General features: G+C 66.1%; 16 protein-coding genes. 3 read left to right on the top strand and 13 right to left on the bottom strand.

Features of this window, described 5'->3' with window-relative positions:
- Positions 1 to 164: 164 nt before the first annotated feature.
- The 8 genes from pqqB to pedF form a co-directional block, all read right to left on the bottom strand.
- The gene (gene pqqB / locus AC1RMG_RS01230) at positions 165 to 1,079 is read right to left on the bottom strand and encodes a pyrroloquinoline quinone biosynthesis protein PqqB (protein WP_493168054.1); all 915 of its coding nucleotides are present in this window, start codon (positions 1,077 to 1,079) and stop codon (positions 165 to 167) included.
- Between the two features lie 61 nt (positions 1,080 to 1,140).
- Positions 1,141 to 1,212, bottom strand: a complete 72-nt coding sequence (gene pqqA / locus AC1RMG_RS01225) for a pyrroloquinoline quinone precursor peptide PqqA (RefSeq protein ID WP_011060521.1) — start codon at positions 1,210 to 1,212, stop codon at positions 1,141 to 1,143.
- Positions 1,213 to 1,486: 274 nt separating this feature from the next.
- A complete protein-coding gene (exaC, locus tag AC1RMG_RS01220; RefSeq protein WP_015635021.1) occupies positions 1,487 to 3,007 on the bottom strand; it encodes an acetaldehyde dehydrogenase ExaC in 1,521 nt (506 codons plus the stop codon).
- 195 nt (positions 3,008 to 3,202) lie between these two features.
- Positions 3,203 to 4,978 carry a PQQ-dependent alcohol dehydrogenase PedH gene (gene pedH / locus AC1RMG_RS01215; RefSeq protein ID WP_123430379.1) on the bottom strand — a complete coding sequence of 592 codons (1,776 nt, stop codon included), beginning with the start codon at positions 4,976 to 4,978 and terminating at the stop codon, positions 3,203 to 3,205.
- A gap of 324 nt (positions 4,979 to 5,302) precedes the next feature.
- The gene (locus AC1RMG_RS01210) at positions 5,303 to 6,232 is read right to left on the bottom strand and encodes a quinoprotein relay system zinc metallohydrolase 1 (RefSeq protein WP_401019298.1); all 930 of its coding nucleotides are present in this window, start codon (positions 6,230 to 6,232) and stop codon (positions 5,303 to 5,305) included.
- 35 nt (positions 6,233 to 6,267) lie between these two features.
- Complete coding sequence (locus AC1RMG_RS01205) at positions 6,268 to 7,038, bottom strand: quinoprotein dehydrogenase-associated SoxYZ-like carrier (protein WP_493168051.1); 771 nt, start codon at positions 7,036 to 7,038, stop codon at positions 6,268 to 6,270.
- An 8-nt stretch (positions 7,039 to 7,046) separates the two neighbouring features.
- Positions 7,047 to 7,922 (bottom strand): transporter substrate-binding domain-containing protein, encoded by an 876-nt coding sequence (locus tag AC1RMG_RS01200; protein WP_125063683.1) that lies wholly within the window; start codon positions 7,920 to 7,922, stop codon positions 7,047 to 7,049.
- Between the two features lie 5 nt (positions 7,923 to 7,927).
- Positions 7,928 to 8,389, bottom strand: a complete 462-nt coding sequence (gene pedF, locus AC1RMG_RS01195) for a cytochrome c-550 PedF (protein WP_011060515.1) — start codon at positions 8,387 to 8,389, stop codon at positions 7,928 to 7,930.
- Between the two features lie 254 nt (positions 8,390 to 8,643).
- Here pedF and exaA point away from each other — a divergent pair, with 254 nt between their 5' ends.
- Both exaA and AC1RMG_RS01185 read left to right on the top strand, forming a co-directional pair.
- Positions 8,644 to 10,539 carry a quinoprotein ethanol dehydrogenase gene (gene exaA, locus AC1RMG_RS01190; RefSeq protein ID WP_311168214.1) on the top strand — a complete coding sequence of 632 codons (1,896 nt, stop codon included), beginning with the start codon at positions 8,644 to 8,646 and terminating at the stop codon, positions 10,537 to 10,539.
- Positions 10,540 to 10,617: 78 nt separating this feature from the next.
- Positions 10,618 to 11,277 (top strand): pentapeptide repeat-containing protein, encoded by a 660-nt coding sequence (locus AC1RMG_RS01185; RefSeq protein WP_493168048.1) that lies wholly within the window; start codon positions 10,618 to 10,620, stop codon positions 11,275 to 11,277.
- Between the two features lie 829 nt (positions 11,278 to 12,106).
- Here AC1RMG_RS01185 and AC1RMG_RS01180 read toward each other — a convergent pair.
- The 5 genes from AC1RMG_RS01180 to AC1RMG_RS01160 all read right to left on the bottom strand — a co-directional run bounded on the left by AC1RMG_RS01180 (position 12,107) and on the right by AC1RMG_RS01160 (position 14,746).
- Positions 12,107 to 12,331 carry a type II toxin-antitoxin system RelE/ParE family toxin gene (locus AC1RMG_RS01180; protein WP_230493603.1) on the bottom strand — a complete coding sequence of 75 codons (225 nt, stop codon included), beginning with the start codon at positions 12,329 to 12,331 and terminating at the stop codon, positions 12,107 to 12,109.
- A 101-nt stretch (positions 12,332 to 12,432) separates the two neighbouring features.
- Positions 12,433 to 12,669 carry a ribbon-helix-helix domain-containing protein gene (locus AC1RMG_RS01175; RefSeq protein WP_041752124.1) on the bottom strand — a complete coding sequence of 79 codons (237 nt, stop codon included), beginning with the start codon at positions 12,667 to 12,669 and terminating at the stop codon, positions 12,433 to 12,435.
- 42 nt (positions 12,670 to 12,711) lie between these two features.
- Positions 12,712 to 13,350: a response regulator gene (locus AC1RMG_RS01170; RefSeq protein ID WP_493168045.1), complete on the bottom strand. Its 639-nt coding sequence runs from the start codon at positions 13,348 to 13,350 to the stop codon at positions 12,712 to 12,714.
- Positions 13,350 to 14,621: a sensor histidine kinase gene (locus tag AC1RMG_RS01165; RefSeq protein ID WP_065363539.1), complete on the bottom strand. Its 1,272-nt coding sequence runs from the start codon at positions 14,619 to 14,621 to the stop codon at positions 13,350 to 13,352. Before AC1RMG_RS01165 ends, AC1RMG_RS01170 begins: the two co-directional genes overlap by 1 nt.
- Before the next feature lie 2 nt (positions 14,622 to 14,623).
- The gene (locus AC1RMG_RS01160; RefSeq protein ID WP_259699551.1) at positions 14,624 to 14,746 is read right to left on the bottom strand and encodes a hypothetical protein; all 123 of its coding nucleotides are present in this window, start codon (positions 14,744 to 14,746) and stop codon (positions 14,624 to 14,626) included.
- 191 nt (positions 14,747 to 14,937) lie between these two features.
- Here AC1RMG_RS01160 and AC1RMG_RS01155 point away from each other — a divergent pair, with 191 nt between their 5' ends.
- Positions 14,938 to 16,122: an ABC transporter substrate-binding protein gene (locus AC1RMG_RS01155; RefSeq protein ID WP_493168042.1), complete on the top strand. Its 1,185-nt coding sequence runs from the start codon at positions 14,938 to 14,940 to the stop codon at positions 16,120 to 16,122.
- Positions 16,123 to 16,140: the final 18 nt, after the last annotated feature.

Raw genomic sequence — 16,140 nt, 5'->3', positions numbered from 1 at the left:
TTGCTGAAAGCAATCCGACCATTGGGTGGTGGTGATCCGGCCCGGAGTGCCGGCGAGGGCGATCTGGCGGCCCCCAACGCACTGTAGGAGCCGGCTTGCCGGCGAAGGCGGTCTTGCGGGCCCCTTCGCCAGCAAGCTGGCTCCTACGGTGTGCGGCGTGCGGGTCAGAGCTGGATGTCCATGCCGTCATGCGCCACTTCGATGCCGCGGCGGGTCAGTTCGGCGCGCTCGGGGGAGTCCTCGTCGAGGATCGGGTTGGTGTTGTTGATGTGGATCAGCACCTTGCGCGCCCGAGGAAAGCGCTCCAGCACCTCAAGCATGCCGCCGGGGCCGCTTTGCGCCAGATGGCCCATTTCGCTGCCCAGCTTGTCGCCGACGCCACAGACGCGCATTTCATCGTCGCGCCACAAGGTGCCGTCCACCAGCAGGCAATCGGCGCGCTCCATCCACCCCAGCAGGGCCTCATCCACCTGCCCCAGACCCGGGGCATAGAACAGGCTGGCGCCGCTGCGCCGGTCCTCGATGAACAGGCCGATATTGTCCCCCGGGTGCGGGTTGCCGCGATGGGGCGAATACGGCGGCGCGCTGCTGCGCAGGGCAATCGCCCGCAGGGCGATGTCCGGGCAGGCCGGCAGGCTGAATTCCCGGCCATCGAGGTGGATGGGCTGCCACTGCAAGCCGCCGTTCCAGTGGCTGAGCATGTTGAACAGGGGGAAGCCGCTGCACAGGTCCTGGTGGACCATCTCGGTGCACCAGACCTGATGCGGGCAGCCTTCGCGCAGGCTGAGCAGGCCGGTGCAATGGTCGATCTGGCTGTCCAGCAGGATCACCCCGGCCAGGGCGGTGTCCCGAAGCTGTCGGGCCGGTTGCAGCACCGGAAAGGACTCCAGCTGCTGGCGAATGTCCGGGGAGGCGTTGCACAGGATCCACTCGCTGCCATGGTCGCTCAGGGCGATGGACGACTGGGTGCGGCGCCGGGCCCGCAGCGTGCCGTTGCGCACGCCGGCACAGTTACGGCAGTTGCAGTTCCACTGGGGAAAACCGCCGCCCGCCGCGGACCCGAGAATGCGGATATGCATGAGGTGCTCCTGAAGGGCAAAAGGCTCCGGCCGACACCAGTACCGGCCGGAGCGGGACGGCTCAGCGGTTGGCGAAGTACATGGTCACTTCAAAGCCGATACGCAGGTCGGTGTACGCGGGTTTATGCCACATGGGGTCAAGCCTCTTGTTGTCCCGGGGGATTCCGGTAAAGGCATTAATGCACGGGGAGCGCGGGGGCCGAATGCTACTTTGGGACGAACCGGCGGGTGCGTTGGTAGGGGGAAATGGGGGTGGGCTTGCGGGCCTCTTCGCCAGCAAGCTGGCTCCTACAGGGTTGGCGGTGCTGCGCCCACAACGCACACGGGGAGGTGCCCACCCATGAGCCCTCCCCGTGTCCGTCCCGCACAAGCGCGGCGGCACCCAACCACCGCGCCTGTTGTTGCCCTTAGAAGAAGCCCAGGGGATTGATGTCGTAGCTCACCAGCAGGTTCTTGGTCTGCTGGTAGTGGTCGAGCATCATCTTGTGGGTCTCGCGGCCCACCCCGGATTTCTTGTAGCCACCGAACGCGGCGTGGGCCGGGTACAGGTGGTAGCAGTTGGTCCACACGCGGCCGGCCTTGATCGCCCGGCCCATGCGGTAGGCGCGGTTGATGTCGCGGGTCCACAGCCCGGCGCCCAGGCCGAACTCGCTGTCGTTGGCGATCGCCAGGGCCTCGGCTTCGTCCTTGAAGGTGGTCACGCCCACCACCGGGCCGAAGATCTCTTCCTGGAACACGCGCATCTTGTTGTGGCCCTTGAGCAGGGTCGGCTGGATGTAATAGCCGCTGGCCAGGTCACCTTCCAACAGCTCGGCGGCGCCACCGGTGAGCAGCTCGGCGCCCTCCTCCTGGGCGATCTGCAGGTAGGAGAGGATCTTCTCGTACTGCTGCTGCGACGCCTGGGCGCCGACCATGGTCTCGGTGTCCAGCGGGTTGCCGCGCTTGATCTTGACGATCTTCTTCATCACCTCGGCCATGAACGGCTCGTAGATCGACTCCTGGACCAGGGCCCGGGATGGGCAGGTGCAGACTTCACCCTGGTTGAAGAACGCCAGCACCAGGCCTTCGGCGGCCTTTTCGATGAACTTGGGTTCGGCCTGCATGATGTCTTCGAAGAAGATGTTCGGCGACTTGCCGCCCAGTTCCACGGTGGACGGAATGATGTTCTCGGCGGCGCACTTCATGATGTGCGAGCCCACCGGAGTCGAGCCGGTGAAGGCGATCTTGGCGATGCGCTTGCTGGTGGCAAGGGCCTCGCCGGCTTCGCGGCCAAAGCCCTGGACGATGTTCAGCACCCCGGCCGGCAGCAGGTCGGCGATCAGCTCGGCGAAGACCATGATCGACAGCGGGGTCTGCTCGGCGGGCTTGAGCACCACGCAGTTGCCGGCGGCCAGGGCCGGGGCCAGCTTCCAGGCGGCCATCAGCAGCGGGAAGTTCCACGGGATGATCTGCCCGACCACGCCCAGGGGTTCGTGGAAATGGTAGGCGGTGGTCAGTTCGTTGATCTCTGCGGCGCCGCCTTCCTGGGCACGGATGCAACCGGCGAAGTAGCGAAAATGATCGGCGGCCAGGGGCACGTCGGCGTTGAGGGTTTCGCGCACGGCCTTGCCGTTGTCCCAGGTTTCGCTGACCGCGAGGATCTCCAGGTTCTGCTCGATGCGGTCGGCGATCTTCAGCAGCACCAGCGAACGGTCCTGGGCGCTGGTCTTGCCCCAGGCATCGGCGGCGGCATGGGCGGCGTCCAGGGCCTTGTCGATGTCCGCGGCAGTGGAGCGCGGGAATTCGGCGATCACCTCACCGTTGACCGGCGAGGTGTTGCTGAAGTACTGGCCGTCCACCGGCGGCACGAACTGGCCACCGATGAAATTGCCGTAGCGTGGCTTGAAGGACACGACGGCGCCTGGGGTTCCGGGTTGTGCGTAGATCATGCTGGGCCTCTGCTGGTCGATGCCTGTCCACGACAGGCGATGGCTCGATGGTAGAGAGCCCCGCGTGCCGGACGAATGCATCGTTGGCAGGGGGGCTCTCGTCATTTGGTCGTAGGTTGATTGCCCTGTGCGGGAGCCGGCTTGCCGATGAAGGCGCTCTTGCGGGCCTCTTCGCCAGCAAGCTGGCGCCTACGATCAGCGTTTGCTCACCAGGTCCTTGGGCAGCTTGAAGGTCCAGAGCATGCCGCCCTGGTTGAAGTCCTTGACCCGCTTGGCCACCTCGCCGCCCCACAGCGGCACCGCGCCGCCCCAGCCGGAGAGCACCGAGACGTACTGCTCGCCGTCCATTTCCCAGGTCACGGGCGAGCCCAGGACCCCGGAGCCGGTCTGGAATTCCCAGACCTTCTCGCCGGTCTTGGCGTTGAACGCCTGGAGGAAGCCCTCAGGCGTGCCGGTGAACACCAGGTTGCCCTTGGTGGTCAGCACCCCGCCCCACAGCGGCGCGAAGTTCTTGTGGCGCCAGACTTCCTTGCCGCTGATCGGGTCGATGGCCCGCAGCACGCCGATGTAATCCTCGTTCAGCGGCTTGATGGTGAAGCCCGCGCCGAGGAACGCCGCGCCCTTCTTGTAGGCGATGCCTTCGTTCCAGATGTCCATGCCCCATTCGTTGGACGGCACATAGAACAGCCCGGTGTCGCGGTTGTAGGCCATGGGCATCCAGTTCTTGGCGCCGAGGAAGGCCGGGGCGACGAACACCGAGCTGCCCTTGGCTTCGCTACCCGGGGCGCCAGGGCGGCTGGCCTCGTTGTAGATCGGCCGGCCGTTCTTATCCAGGCCAGTGGCCCAGGTGATCTTGTCGACAAAGGGGAAGCCGCGGATGAACTTGCCGTTGGTGCGATCGAGCACGTAGAAGAAGCCGTTGCGGTCGGCGGTGGCGGCGGCCTTGATCTCCTTGCCGCCCTCCTTGTAGTTGAAGGAGATCAGCTCGTTGACGCCGTCGAAGTCCCAGCCGTCGTGGGGGGTGCTCTGGAAGTGCCACTTGATGGTGCCGTCGTCCGGGTTCAGGGCCAGGCGCGACGAGGAATACAGGTTGTCGCCAGGGCGCAGGTGGGAGTTCCACGGCGCCGGGTTGCCGGTGCCGAACAGCAGCAGGTTGGTTTCCGGGTCGTAGTAGCCGCCAAGCCACGGCGCCGCGCCGCCGGTCTTCCACAGGTCGCCCGGCCAGGTCTTGCCCGCCTCGCCACCGGAAATGCCGTTCTCGATGGCCTTGCCGTCCTTGTACACATAGCCCATGTGGCCTTCCACGGTGGGGCGCATCCACAGCAGCTCGCCGTTTTTCGGGTCGTAGGCCTGGATCTTGCCGACCACGCCGAACTCGCCGCCGGCGACCCCGGTGATCAGCTTGCCGTTGACCATCATCGGCGCCGCGCTGATGGAGTAACCCTCTTTGTGATCGGCGACCTTCTTGCTCCACACCACCTTGCCGGTGTCCTTGTTCAGGGCCACCAGCTTGGCGTCCAGGGTGCCGAAGAACACCAGGTCGCCGTACAGCGCCACGCCGCGGTTGATCACGTCGCAGCACGGGCGGATGTCGTCCGGCAGGCGCGCGTCGTACTGCCAGAGCTTCTTGCCGGTGCGCGCGTCCACCGCGAACACCCGCGAGTAGGAACCGGTCATGTACATCACCCCGTCCTTGATCAGCGGCTGGGCCTGCTGGCCGCGCTGCTTCTCGCCGCCGAAGGAGAAGGCCCAGACCGGCCGCAGCTCCTTGACGTTATCGACGTTGAGCATGTCCAGCGGGCTGTAGCGCTGGCCCTGGACGCCCAGGCCGTTGGTGACGATCTGCTGCGGGTTCTTCGGGTCCTGGAGGATCTCTTCATCGGTGACGGCGGCCAGGGCCGCGCTGGACAGCAGCATGGCGCTGAGCACCAGGCTCACGGCGAAAAAGGGACGACGTGGGGGTTGGGTCATGACGGCTACCTCGGCGGTTATTGTTGTTCCCGGGAAATTTTCCCGGTCTGCCGGGAATTCTTGGTCCCGGCCTGCCTGCCAACAATTGCCCGCAGTGCGGAGTTTTCTAGTTCCTTGGTACAGGAGCGGCCGCCGACGCCTACAAAGCCCCACCCGATCTCCCTGCCTACCGTAGGAGCTGGCTTGCCAGCGAAGGGGCCCAGCAAGACCGCCATCGCCGGCAAGCCGGCGCCTACAAAGCCCCGCACGCTCTCCCTGCCCACCGTAGGAGCTGGCTTGCCAGCGAAGGGGCCCGCAAGACCGCCATCGTCGGCCAGCCGGCTCCTACAGGCCGTCGATACGCTGCAGGCGCTGGCGTTCGTAACGCGGGTACAGGTGGCTGACGCTGCGGATCAGCTCATAGCGGGTCAGGCTGATGCCGGCAAAACGCTCGGGGATCGGGCGGCGGATCATCTCCGCCATGTCGTCGCCCTGGGCCGCGCCGTCGCGCATCAACCCGTCCAGCCAGCCCAGGTAGTCCCGCATCTGGGCAAAGGGCGCCATATCGCTGGCCACCGGGCCATGGCCTGGCACGATCAGTTTCCACGGCAGGGCCTGCAAGGTGTCCAGATCCTTGAGCCAGACCCCGAGCCCCGGGCTGTTGGGGGTGGTCAGCGCGCGCTCGTAGAACACCAGGTCACCGGCAAACAGCACCCCGGTGTTCTCGTCGAGAATCGCCAGATCAGCGCCGGTGTGCCCACTCAGGCCCAGCAAGCGCAAGCGATGCCCGCCCACCTCAAGCACCCCGGGCTCAAGCACCTGGGTCGGCAGCACCACCTCGGTGCCGCGCATCCAGTCGCCGACCATGCGGTACATGTTCTCGGCCATGGCCTCGCCCTGCTGGCGCAGCAGGTCGCCGGTGCCGGCCAGGGCGCCGATGGGTACATCGCCAAAGGCCTGGTTGCCCAGCACATGGTCGGGGTGATGGTGGGTCAGCAGCAGTTGGATGACCGGCTTGTCGGTGGTGGCGGCTATCGCCCGGCGCAAGGCTTCGCCGTAGCGTTTCGACGGCCCGCTGTCGATCACCACCACCCCGCTGTCGGTGACGATGAAGCCGGTGTTGACGATGTTGCCGCCATTGGCCTTGGCGAAATTGTCGGTGCTGCCTTCCAGCAGCCAGGTGCCCGCGGCGATCTGCCGGGGCTTGAGTGGATAGTCCAGGTCGGCCCGGGCCGGCAGGCCCAGGCACAGCAGCAACAGCAGGATCCAACGCATGGCGCGCCTCGGCTCGGGTGGGTCAAAGGATGCGGTCAGGGCAGCCTGGCCTCGAACTGGTTGCCGCTGTTGTCGCGCAACAGCAAGCGGGTCTGCCCCGGCCCCTGGATATCGAACCCCAGGTTGGGGTTTTCGCTGACCGCCGGGAACAGTTCGAGGCTGGCCAGGCGCTGATCGTTCTGGTCGCGCAATTCGGCGTGGTTGAGGAAAAACTCAGGGACGCCGCTGACCAGGCCGTTGTCCATTGGATGGGACACCTGCAAGCGCAGGCGGCTGGCATCCCCCCTGGGATAACGCCCGCCCAGCACCTCGCCGATGTGCTCTTCCCAGCCGGGCTGGGTGCGCACCACGCTGGGCGCGGTACAGCCGCCGCCCGCGGCATCGATCAGGGTCGAACCCACGTGCCACAGGCCATCGCGGGTCAGCACCGCGGCGCGCAGCGGCGTGGCCTGCTCGATACGGATGCGGATCGACAGCCAGGGCAGCACCCGCTCCCCCGGTTCGAAATCGACGATGCGCGGCAAGGGGTTGAGCTCGGCCCAGGCAAGGATGCGCACCACCTCGCCGCCAAAGGCCCGGGCGTCGATCTCCAGCGGCACCTGCCGCGCATCCTCGGCAAAGGGCGGCGCCAGCAGCTTGACCCGGTCATCGAAGACGAACGCCGCCTCCCCCAGCAATTGCTTGTGGTAGAAGGCCCACATCACCGAGGGCACCGGGTCCGGGCCCGGGGCCTGCGGATCGGCGGCCAGCACCGGGGTCGCCAAGGGCAGCCAGCACGCCAGCAGACAGGTCGCTCGCCAGTTCATCGCAGCTCCTATTGATACATCTGTGGGACCTCGTAACGCAGGCCATAACGGGCGTACAGCGCCTGCAGGCGACCGTCGCGGATCAGCCCTTCCAGGGCCTCTTCCACGGCATAGGCCAGCTGGCGGTTGCTTTCATGCACCGCCATGCCGATCTCCCACACCTGCTTGCCCATGTTCGGGTAGGCGTTTTCCGCCAGGGCCAACTGCGGATCAGCGGCCTGATGCAACTGCCAGTCGATCTCGCCGCGCATGGCCATCACCGCGTCCACCTGCCCGGCCCGCAAGGCGCCGAACGCCTGTTGCACGCTGGGGTAATGGTGGGTCTTGGCACTGAGCATGCCATTGAACACCGAGGTCAGGTAGAACGACGGCACGCTGTCCACTTCGACGCCAATGGGGTGCTCCTGGAACACCGCGACACTGGCCACCGCATCCAGCCGGCGGCGGTCGAATGCCACCTGCCAGCGCTCCTCCTGATAGGGGCCGAACATCACCACGTGATCGTTGGCCAGCTCCCCCAGTTCGTTGCGCTTTTGCGCGTAGTCGTGGTCGTAGGGCACGCGCATCATCAGGTCGGCCAACTGCTGGTGGCGCAGCGGGCTGCCGCGCCAGATGTAGTCGCGCAAATCGTCGTCAAGTTTCTCCCCGGGGGGCGCCCAGATCAGTTGCAAGCGCACCCCCAGGGCCTCGGCCAGGGCTTGCGCCAGCTCCACGTCGACGCCTCGGGGCTGGCCCTGGTCCTCGAAGCTGTAGGGGGCAAAATCCTCGTACACCGCCACCTTCAGTTCACCGGAGGCGATCATCGTGTCGTAGTTGCGCACCTCGGCCTGGGCCGTGGCGCAACACAGCAGCAGGCCAACCAGGAACAGGGCGAAGCGGCCCATGGCGATCACTCCTCGACGCGCACGCTGTCCAGGTAGGTGCGCACCGCCCACAGGGCTTCCTGGCTCAGGTAATCGGCCATCTTCGGCATGTACACCCGGCCATCGCGCACCGCGCCGTGGCGCACCCGCTCGACGAACCATTCATCCCCGGCTTCGCCGGCGTCGAGCATGCGCAGGTCTGGAGCGATACCGCCGGACTTGGCTTCCAGGCCATGGCAGGCGGCGCAGTTCTGGTTGTAGGCCGAAGCGCCGATTTCCACCGCCTTGTCGTGCTCGGGCGAGGTGCGGTACGGGTTGACTGCGGCCCAGCCGTCGCCATCGACGCTCACCCCGGCATCCTTGATCGGCGTCAGGCCCTTGGTTTCCACCGCCTGGGGCACCACGTTGCCATGGGCCCATACGGCACCGGTGGCCAAGGCACCGGTCAGCAGCCCTACCGCGAGCAAGGCGTTGCGTTTTGTTGTCATTGTTATGCCCTCAAGATTGCACGCAAGACCTCAGCTACAGAGGCCATGGCGCCATCTTAGAAACAGCCGGCGGGCGGCCGTATGCTGCTTTGGTGGCCGCGCCCTACTCCCTTGGTAGTAGGGCTTGTGGCGCGGGCCTAAATCAGGTGCCGCCCGGGAACTATTCCCGGCAAGGGCGGGACTTTTTCCGTATCTCAAAGCGCCTCGCGCGGCAGACCCTAGTCAGGCCAAAACCTCCACTGGGAACCGCAACCATGACAATAAGATCGCTACCCGCCCTCTCCCCCCTGAGCCTTGCCGTCCAGGCCCTGCTGCTGGCCGGCAGCCTGTCCCTGGGCGCGGCGGCCACAGCGGCCACCGCCCCGGCGGCACCTGCCGGCAAGAACGTGACCTGGGAAGACATCGCCAACGACCACCTGACCACCAAGGACGTACTGCAGTACGGCATGGGCACCAACGCCCAGCGCTGGAGCCCGCTGGCCCAGGTCAACGACAAGAACGTGTTCAAGCTGACCCCGGCCTGGTCCTACTCCTTCGGCGACGAGAAGCAGCGCGGCCAGGAATCCCAGGCCATCGTCAGCGACGGCGTGGTCTACGTCACCGGCTCCTACTCCCGGGTGTTCGCCCTGGACGCCAAGAGCGGCAAGCGCCTGTGGACCTACAACCACCGCCTGCCGGACAACATTCGCCCGTGCTGCGACGTGGTCAACCGCGGCGCGGCGATCTACGGCGACAAGATCTACTTCGGCACCCTCGACGCCCGGGTCATCGCCCTGGACAAGAACACCGGCAAGGTGGTGTGGAACAAGAAGTTCGGCGACCACAGCGCCGGCTACACCATGACCGGCGCCCCGGTGCTGATCAAGGACAAGACCAGCGGCAAGGTGCTGCTGATCCACGGCAGCTCGGGCGATGAATTCGGCGTGGTCGGCCAGCTGTTCGCCCGCGACCCGGAGACCGGCGAAGAGGTGTGGATGCGGCCCTTCGTCGAAGGCCACATGGGCCGCCTGAACGGCAAGGACAGCACCCCCACCGGCGACGTCAAGGCGCCGTCCTGGCCCGACGACAAGACCACCGAAACCGGCAAGGTCGAAGCCTGGAGCCACGGCGGCGGCGCCCCTTGGCAGAGCGCCAGCTTCGATGCCGAAACCAACACCATCATCGTCGGCGCCGGCAACCCCGGGCCGTGGAACACCTGGGCGCGCACCGCCAAAGACGGCAACCCCCACGACTACGACAGCCTGTACACCTCGGGCCAGGTCGGCGTCGACCCGAGCACCGGCGAAGTGAAATGGTTCTACCAGCACACGCCGAACGACGCCTGGGACTTCTCCGGCAACAACGAACTGGTGCTGTTCGACTACAAGGGCAAGGACGGCAAGGTGGTCAAGGCCACCGGCCACGCCGACCGCAACGGCTTCTTCTACGTGGTGGACCGCAACAACGGCAAATTGCAGAACGCCTTCCCCTTCGTCGACAACATCACCTGGGCCAGCCACATCGACCTCAAGACCGGGCGCCCGGTGGAAAACGAAGGCCAGCGTCCAGCCAAGCCGCTGCCGGGTGAAACCAAGGGCAAGCCGGTGGAAGTCTCGCCGCCGTTCCTGGGTGGCAAGAACTGGAACCCCATGGCCTACAGCCAGGACACCGGGCTGTTCTACATCCCCGGCAACCAGTGGAAGGAGGAGTACTGGACCGAGGAAGTGAACTACAAGAAAGGCTCGGCCTACCTGGGCATGGGGTTCCGTATCAAGCGCATGTACGACGACCACGTCGGCACCCTGCGCGCCATGGACCCGACCACCGGCAAGCTGGTCTGGGAGCACAAGGAACACCTGCCGCTGTGGGCTGGCGTCCTGGCGACCAAGGGCAACCTGGTGTTCACCGGCACCGGCGACGGCTTCTTCAAGGCCTTCGACGCCAAGACCGGCAAGGAGCTGTGGAAATTCCAGACCGGCAGCGGCATCGTCTCGCCGCCCATCACCTGGGAACAGGATGGCGAGCAATACATCGGCGTGACCGTGGGCTACGGCGGCGCGGTGCCGCTGTGGGGCGGCGACATGGCCGAACTGACCAAGCCGGTGGCCCAAGGCGGCTCGTTCTGGGTGTTCAAGATCCCGAGCTGGGATAACAAGACCGCCCAACGCTGATCATCCCCGCCTTGTCTGTGGCGAGGGAGCCCGCTCCCTCGCCACACCCGCCTTCACTCCAGCCTGGAGAACCGCACCATGAACTACCTGCCACTGGCCCTGCTGCTGAGCCTCTCCCCCGCCTTGGCCATGAATGTCGACGACGACGGCAACGATGTACCGCTGACCGTCAACGGCTGCCTGATCGCCGAATCCAGCCAATGCCCCGGCGCCAACCTGCGTGGCGCTAACCTCGCCAACCAGGACCTGCGCAAGATGAACCTGGCCGGCGCCGACCTCTCCGGCGCCGACCTGCGCCACGCCCAACTGGACCTGGCCAACCTGGAAAAGGCCCGCCTGCAAGGCGCCAACCTGACCCGCGCCAGCCTGCAACAGAGCAACCTGCGGCTGGCGGACTTCACCGACGCCAAGCTGATGGCGATCCAGGGCTGGGGCCTGTTTGCCCAGGGCGCGCAATTCGAGAACGCCAACCTCAGCGCGGCCTATCTGCAATTTGCCCGGCTGTCCGGGGCCAAACTGCACCAGGCCAACCTGCAAGCGGCGGATCTGGAGATGGCCTGGTTGAGCAAGGCGGATCTGCAAGGGGCCAATCTGAGTGATGCCAATCTGCAGGAGGCCAAGTTTGGCGAGAGCAATCTGGAACGCGCCGATTTGCGCGGGGCGCGGCAGCATTATGGGAATTTTCAGGATGCCAATATGGAGGGGTGCCGGGGGTGTCCGGGGAGTTGGGATAAGTGAGGGGGCTGTGTACATATCCGTTGCTGCGGTCACGGCCACTTAGGGTTTCGCTCTTACAGCGACTCACTTTTGAAAATCCGGAATGCCGGCCCAGACAAAAGGTGAGCAAAACGCTTCTGCCCCTCCACTCGGTGCCTCGCCTAGGCTCGGCATGCCCTCACTCCGGCATTGCTCCGTGGGCCGCCGCCACAGGCCATCCATGGCCGGGTGGCGGCTAACCCGGCATCCCTGCCGGGTTACCCACGGCTCAATGCCTGCGTTCGGCCATCGTGTCTAAGGGGGCAAGCAGATCAAAAGCAAAAGCAAAAGCAAAAGCAAAATCTGACGGCGGCGTTGCGGCCGGCCTGAAGATGGAATGGGGTGTCCCTCCCCCCTCCCCCCGTAGGAGCTGGCTTGCCAGCGAAGGCGTCCGCAAGATCACCGCCCCATCCTAGGCCCTCTTCGCCGGCAAGCCGGCTCCTACGAAAAGCGCGTAAAACGCGCTTGGCTTTTGCTCTTGATCTTGATCTTCAGGCCCCTTCCCAGCAGGCCGAGCGTAGGCGTTGCGTAGGGGGCAGCTCGGCAGGGATGCCGAAGCGAGGGAACACCGAGCCTCAGCGAGGGGCCCATGGAGGGGCAAGCGTTTTTGCTTACTTTTTGCTGGGCCGGCACTCCGGCGTTTGAAAAAAGTGAGTCGCCGTAAGGGCGAAACCCTAAGTGGCCGTTACCGCAGCAATGGATATGTACCCAAACCCCAAACCATCAAGACGAAACCACCAGCAGCCACACCCACAGCAACGGATATACACCCCACCCCCTCACCACAAAAAGCCCCCAACATCCCCCACCACTACCGGAAAACACCTTCAGCCAACCACTCAGGAAAGTCCCGCATACCATGCAAAACCCGCCATACGTCGATGTAGTCATCGCGTTCAACGTAGAACACCAGATAGGGACAGCGCTTCAGCGGCAAGCAAAGCACCCCCGGCAGATCCAGCTCGTGGGCGTAGCGAGACATACCCAAGGCCGGATGGCGGCCGATATGAAGATAGGCCTTTTCCAAAGCATCGATAAAACCGAGCGCAGCCTGCTCGGCCTGTTGGTCAAGCTAGTCGCTGATAGCGCCTCCCACGTCATGGCTGGCAAGGGCACGTGGCATGACCGGCTTGGCTTTCATCCTCGCGCCTTGTGAACCCTGGCACGCAGGGATTCGAAATAGTCACCCTGCACAGCAGTGCCCGGCGCCGATTGAGCACCGGCCAACAACAGGCCACGCAGATGTTGCCGATCCTGATCCTTGCGAATCAGCTCACACACATATTCACTGCTGGTGCTGTAGCCGCGCTGGCTGACTTGATCATCGACAAAGGACTTGAGAGCGTCCGGTAGGGAGATGTTCATGGTGCTCATGGCTTTGTCCGCTTTTGACAAAATTTGCCAAACCATACCCCCTCACCCCGCCACCCGCACCACCCCCATATCAATCCCCAAATGCACCAACTCCGCATGGGAGCTGACCTGCAGCTTGCTCTTGAGCAAGGTCAGGTGGTTGGACACAGTCTTGGCGCTGATGCACAGCTGCTCGGCAATCACCCGCGCCGGGGTGCCCTTGGCCAGCATCACGAAGATCTCCAGCTCGCGCTGGGTCATGCTCTGCAAACGCGGGTCGCTGCTGTTCTGCGCCGGTGTGCAGGCCAGTTGGGTGGCCAGGGGCTGTTCGATGTAGGCGTGCCCGGCCAGCACACGGTGCACCGCTTCGATCAGCACCTGGGGCGCGGAGTTCTTGGTCAGGTAGCCCGAGGCTCCCGCCTCCAGGGCCTGGCGCACCAGGGGCAGTTCGTCGTGCATGCTGAAAAACAGCACCCGCAGCTGCGGCAGGCGCTGGCGCAGGCGGCGGGTGGTCTCCAGGCCGCTGATGCCCGGCAGGCCGAAATCCATGATCACCAGGTTTGGCACTTCTTCGACCACTCGGGTCAGGGCCTCTTCGCCGCTGGCCGCTTCACGCACCTGCATCGCCGGCAACACCGCGCGCAGCAGGCTGGCGTAACCCTGGCGGACCACGGCGTGGTCATCCACCAACAAGATGTTCATCAGGCCTCCATGGGCATGTTCAGGGGCATGTTCAAGGCCAGCGCCCAACCGGCACCGGGACGGCTGAGGATGTGCAGTTCGCCGCCCAGGCTGCGGGCCCGCTCGGCCATCGAGTGCAGGCCGACGCCGGGGCGCTGGGGCTGGCGCGCGCCGCAACCGTTGTCGCGCACCAGCAGGCGCAGGCCCCGGGCGCTGCGTTGCAGGCGCACCCGTACCTGGCTGGCGTCGGCGTGCCGGGCGACATTGGTCAGCGCTTCTTGCAGCAGGCGGTAGAGGTGGGTCTTGCTGGCGCTGGGCAACGCTGGCAGGTCGGCGCCGACCCGCAATTGGCAGTCGATGCCCTGGCTGTCCTGCCATTGGCTCACCAGCAAACCGAAGGCTTCGGCCAGCGGCAGGTGCTGCAGCACCACCGGGTACAGGTCCTGCACCAGGGCGCGAAAGCCTTGCTGCAAGCGCTCGCAGTTGAGCTCCAGGGCCTGGGCCGTGTGCTCCACCACCGTGGGCTGGTTGCTGACCATGCGCAGCAGGCAGACCTGGGCGCGGATGCCCGCCAGGTATTGCCCGAGGTCGTCGTGCAGGGTCTGCGCCAGGTAGGTGCGCTCGCGCTCCTGCACCGCCAGCAAGGCCTGGGTCAGTTGCGCGTTGTCGGCGCGGGTCTGTTCCAGGGTCGCGGTCATGCGGTTGAAGTGCCCGGCCAGTTGCCGCGCTTCCGGCAGGCCGGCTTCGCGCAGGCGCACCGCCAGTTGCCCGCCGGACACCTGCTGCAAGGCCCGCAGCAGGTCATCCAGCAGGCCCATGCCACGGCGCACCGCCCAGCGGATGGTCAGCAGGCTCAGGAACAGGGCCAGGCCGCACAGGCTCAACAGCTGTTGCAGGGAATCCCAGACTTCGTCGATCTCATCGCGCGCGTCCACGGCGATCAGCACTCGGCGGCCGTCGCCCAGGTCCAGCTCGCGGGCGCTGTGGCGGCGCTCGCTGAACAGCTGGCGGCCGAGCCAGGCGTCCAGCCCGGCCTCTTCCGGCATGCGGGCCGCCTCGTCCGCCGCCAGCCAGTGCACCCGTACATGGCGCAGGCTCTGGGTCAGGTGCGGTTGCAGGCCCGCCGGGTTGCGCGCGGCGCTGTCGCTGAGGTATTCCACCACCGCCTCGGCGGACTGCAACTCACGCTCGACATCGGCCACCGCCTGGTGCAGCAGCAAGGCGGCGCAGGCCAGGGTCACCACGGCAAAGAATGCCGTAACCCACAGGTTGATCCGCCACAGTGCCGACATGCCTAGCGCCCCGGCACCAACGGCAGCGCTTGGGGCAGCACCGGGCGCGGGCCGTGCAGACGGTCGACGCCGATCAGGCTGAGGATCAGCAGCAAGGGCAGGAGCAGCACTTTGATGATGCGCATGAGCATCTCTCTCAAGGTTCGGGCTCAGGGCTCGGGGCGGGTTCAGGCCAGGGTCGGGGCCGCTGGGACCATGCTAAGACCGCCGCACCCGCGCCGGGCTACTACCTTGGTACTGCCCGGGCGCTACTTTCTGCATATTTCCCCGCCCCGGTACTCTTCCTATGCTGGCGCCACCTGCCGTGGAGTGCCTTATGCACCAGCCTGCCCCGCTTATCCCGACCTGCCTGCTGGCCCTGGCCTCGGTCCTGTTGCCCCTGGCCGCGAGCCAGGCCAGCGAGGACCCCTTGCAGGTGCGCATCGGCTACCTGGGCTATCGCCCCGACCCCGGCCCGCTGCTGTCCAACATCATTCCCGAGCCAGCCGACGCCGGGCTGCAGGGCGCGCAGCTGGCGATTGTCGACAGCAACAGCACCGGGCGCTTTCTCAAGCAGCAGTTCCAGCTCGACAGCGCCAGCGTCGACAGCCCCGAGGCGCTGCTGCAAGCCGCCAAGGCCCAGCACGACCTGGGCCTGCGGCTGTTCGTGGTGAATGCCCCGGCGGCCAGCCTGCGCGAGTTGTCCGCCGCCCTGCCCGACAGCCTCTTGTTCAACGCCGGCAGCCCCGACGACCGCCTGCGCAGCAGCCAGTGCCTGGGCAACGTGCTGCACAGCCTGCCCGGCCGGGCGATGCTGGCCGACGCCCTGGTGCAGTTCATGGTGCTGCGCAAATGGCAGCGGGCCTTGCTGATCATCGGCCAGACCGAGGATGACCGGGCCTACGCCGATGCCCTGCGCCGGGCCACCCAGCGCTTCGGCGTGAAGATCGTCGAGGAAAAACCCTGGACCTTCGACAACGACCAGCGCCGCAGCGCCCAGGCCGACATGCCGCTGTTCACCCAGACCGCCGAATACGACGTGGTGCTGGTGGCCGACGAGCGCGGCGACTTCGGCGAGTACCTGCCCTACCAGACCTGGTACCCGCGCCCGGTGGCCGGCACCCAGGGCCTGACCCCCACCGGCTGGCACAAGAGCGTGGAAACCTTCGGCGCCGCGCAACTGCAAAAGCGCTTCGAAGCCCAGGCCGGACGCTGGATGAACGACCGCGACTTCGCCGCCTGGATGGCCGTGCGCAGCGTCGCCAGCGCGGTGAGCAAACTGCGCCAGGCCGAGCCTCGGGCCCTGCAGACCCTGCTGCTCAGCGACCAGTTGCCCCTGGACGGGTTCAAGGGCCGCAAGCTCAGCTACCGGCCGTGGAACGGCGAACTGCGCCAGCCGATTCCCCTGGTGCAGCCCCGGGCCCTGGTCAGCACCTCGCCCCAGGACGGCTTCCTGCACCCCTTCAACGAAATGGACAGCCTGGGCTACGACCGCCCCGAAGTGACCTGCCGCTACCCCTGATCCGATAACCACAACAAC

The sequence above is a fragment of the Pseudomonas sp. GW822-FHT04H02 genome (genome assembly GCF_058800645.1).
This window is presented reverse-complemented; position numbering and strand designations above follow the sequence as displayed.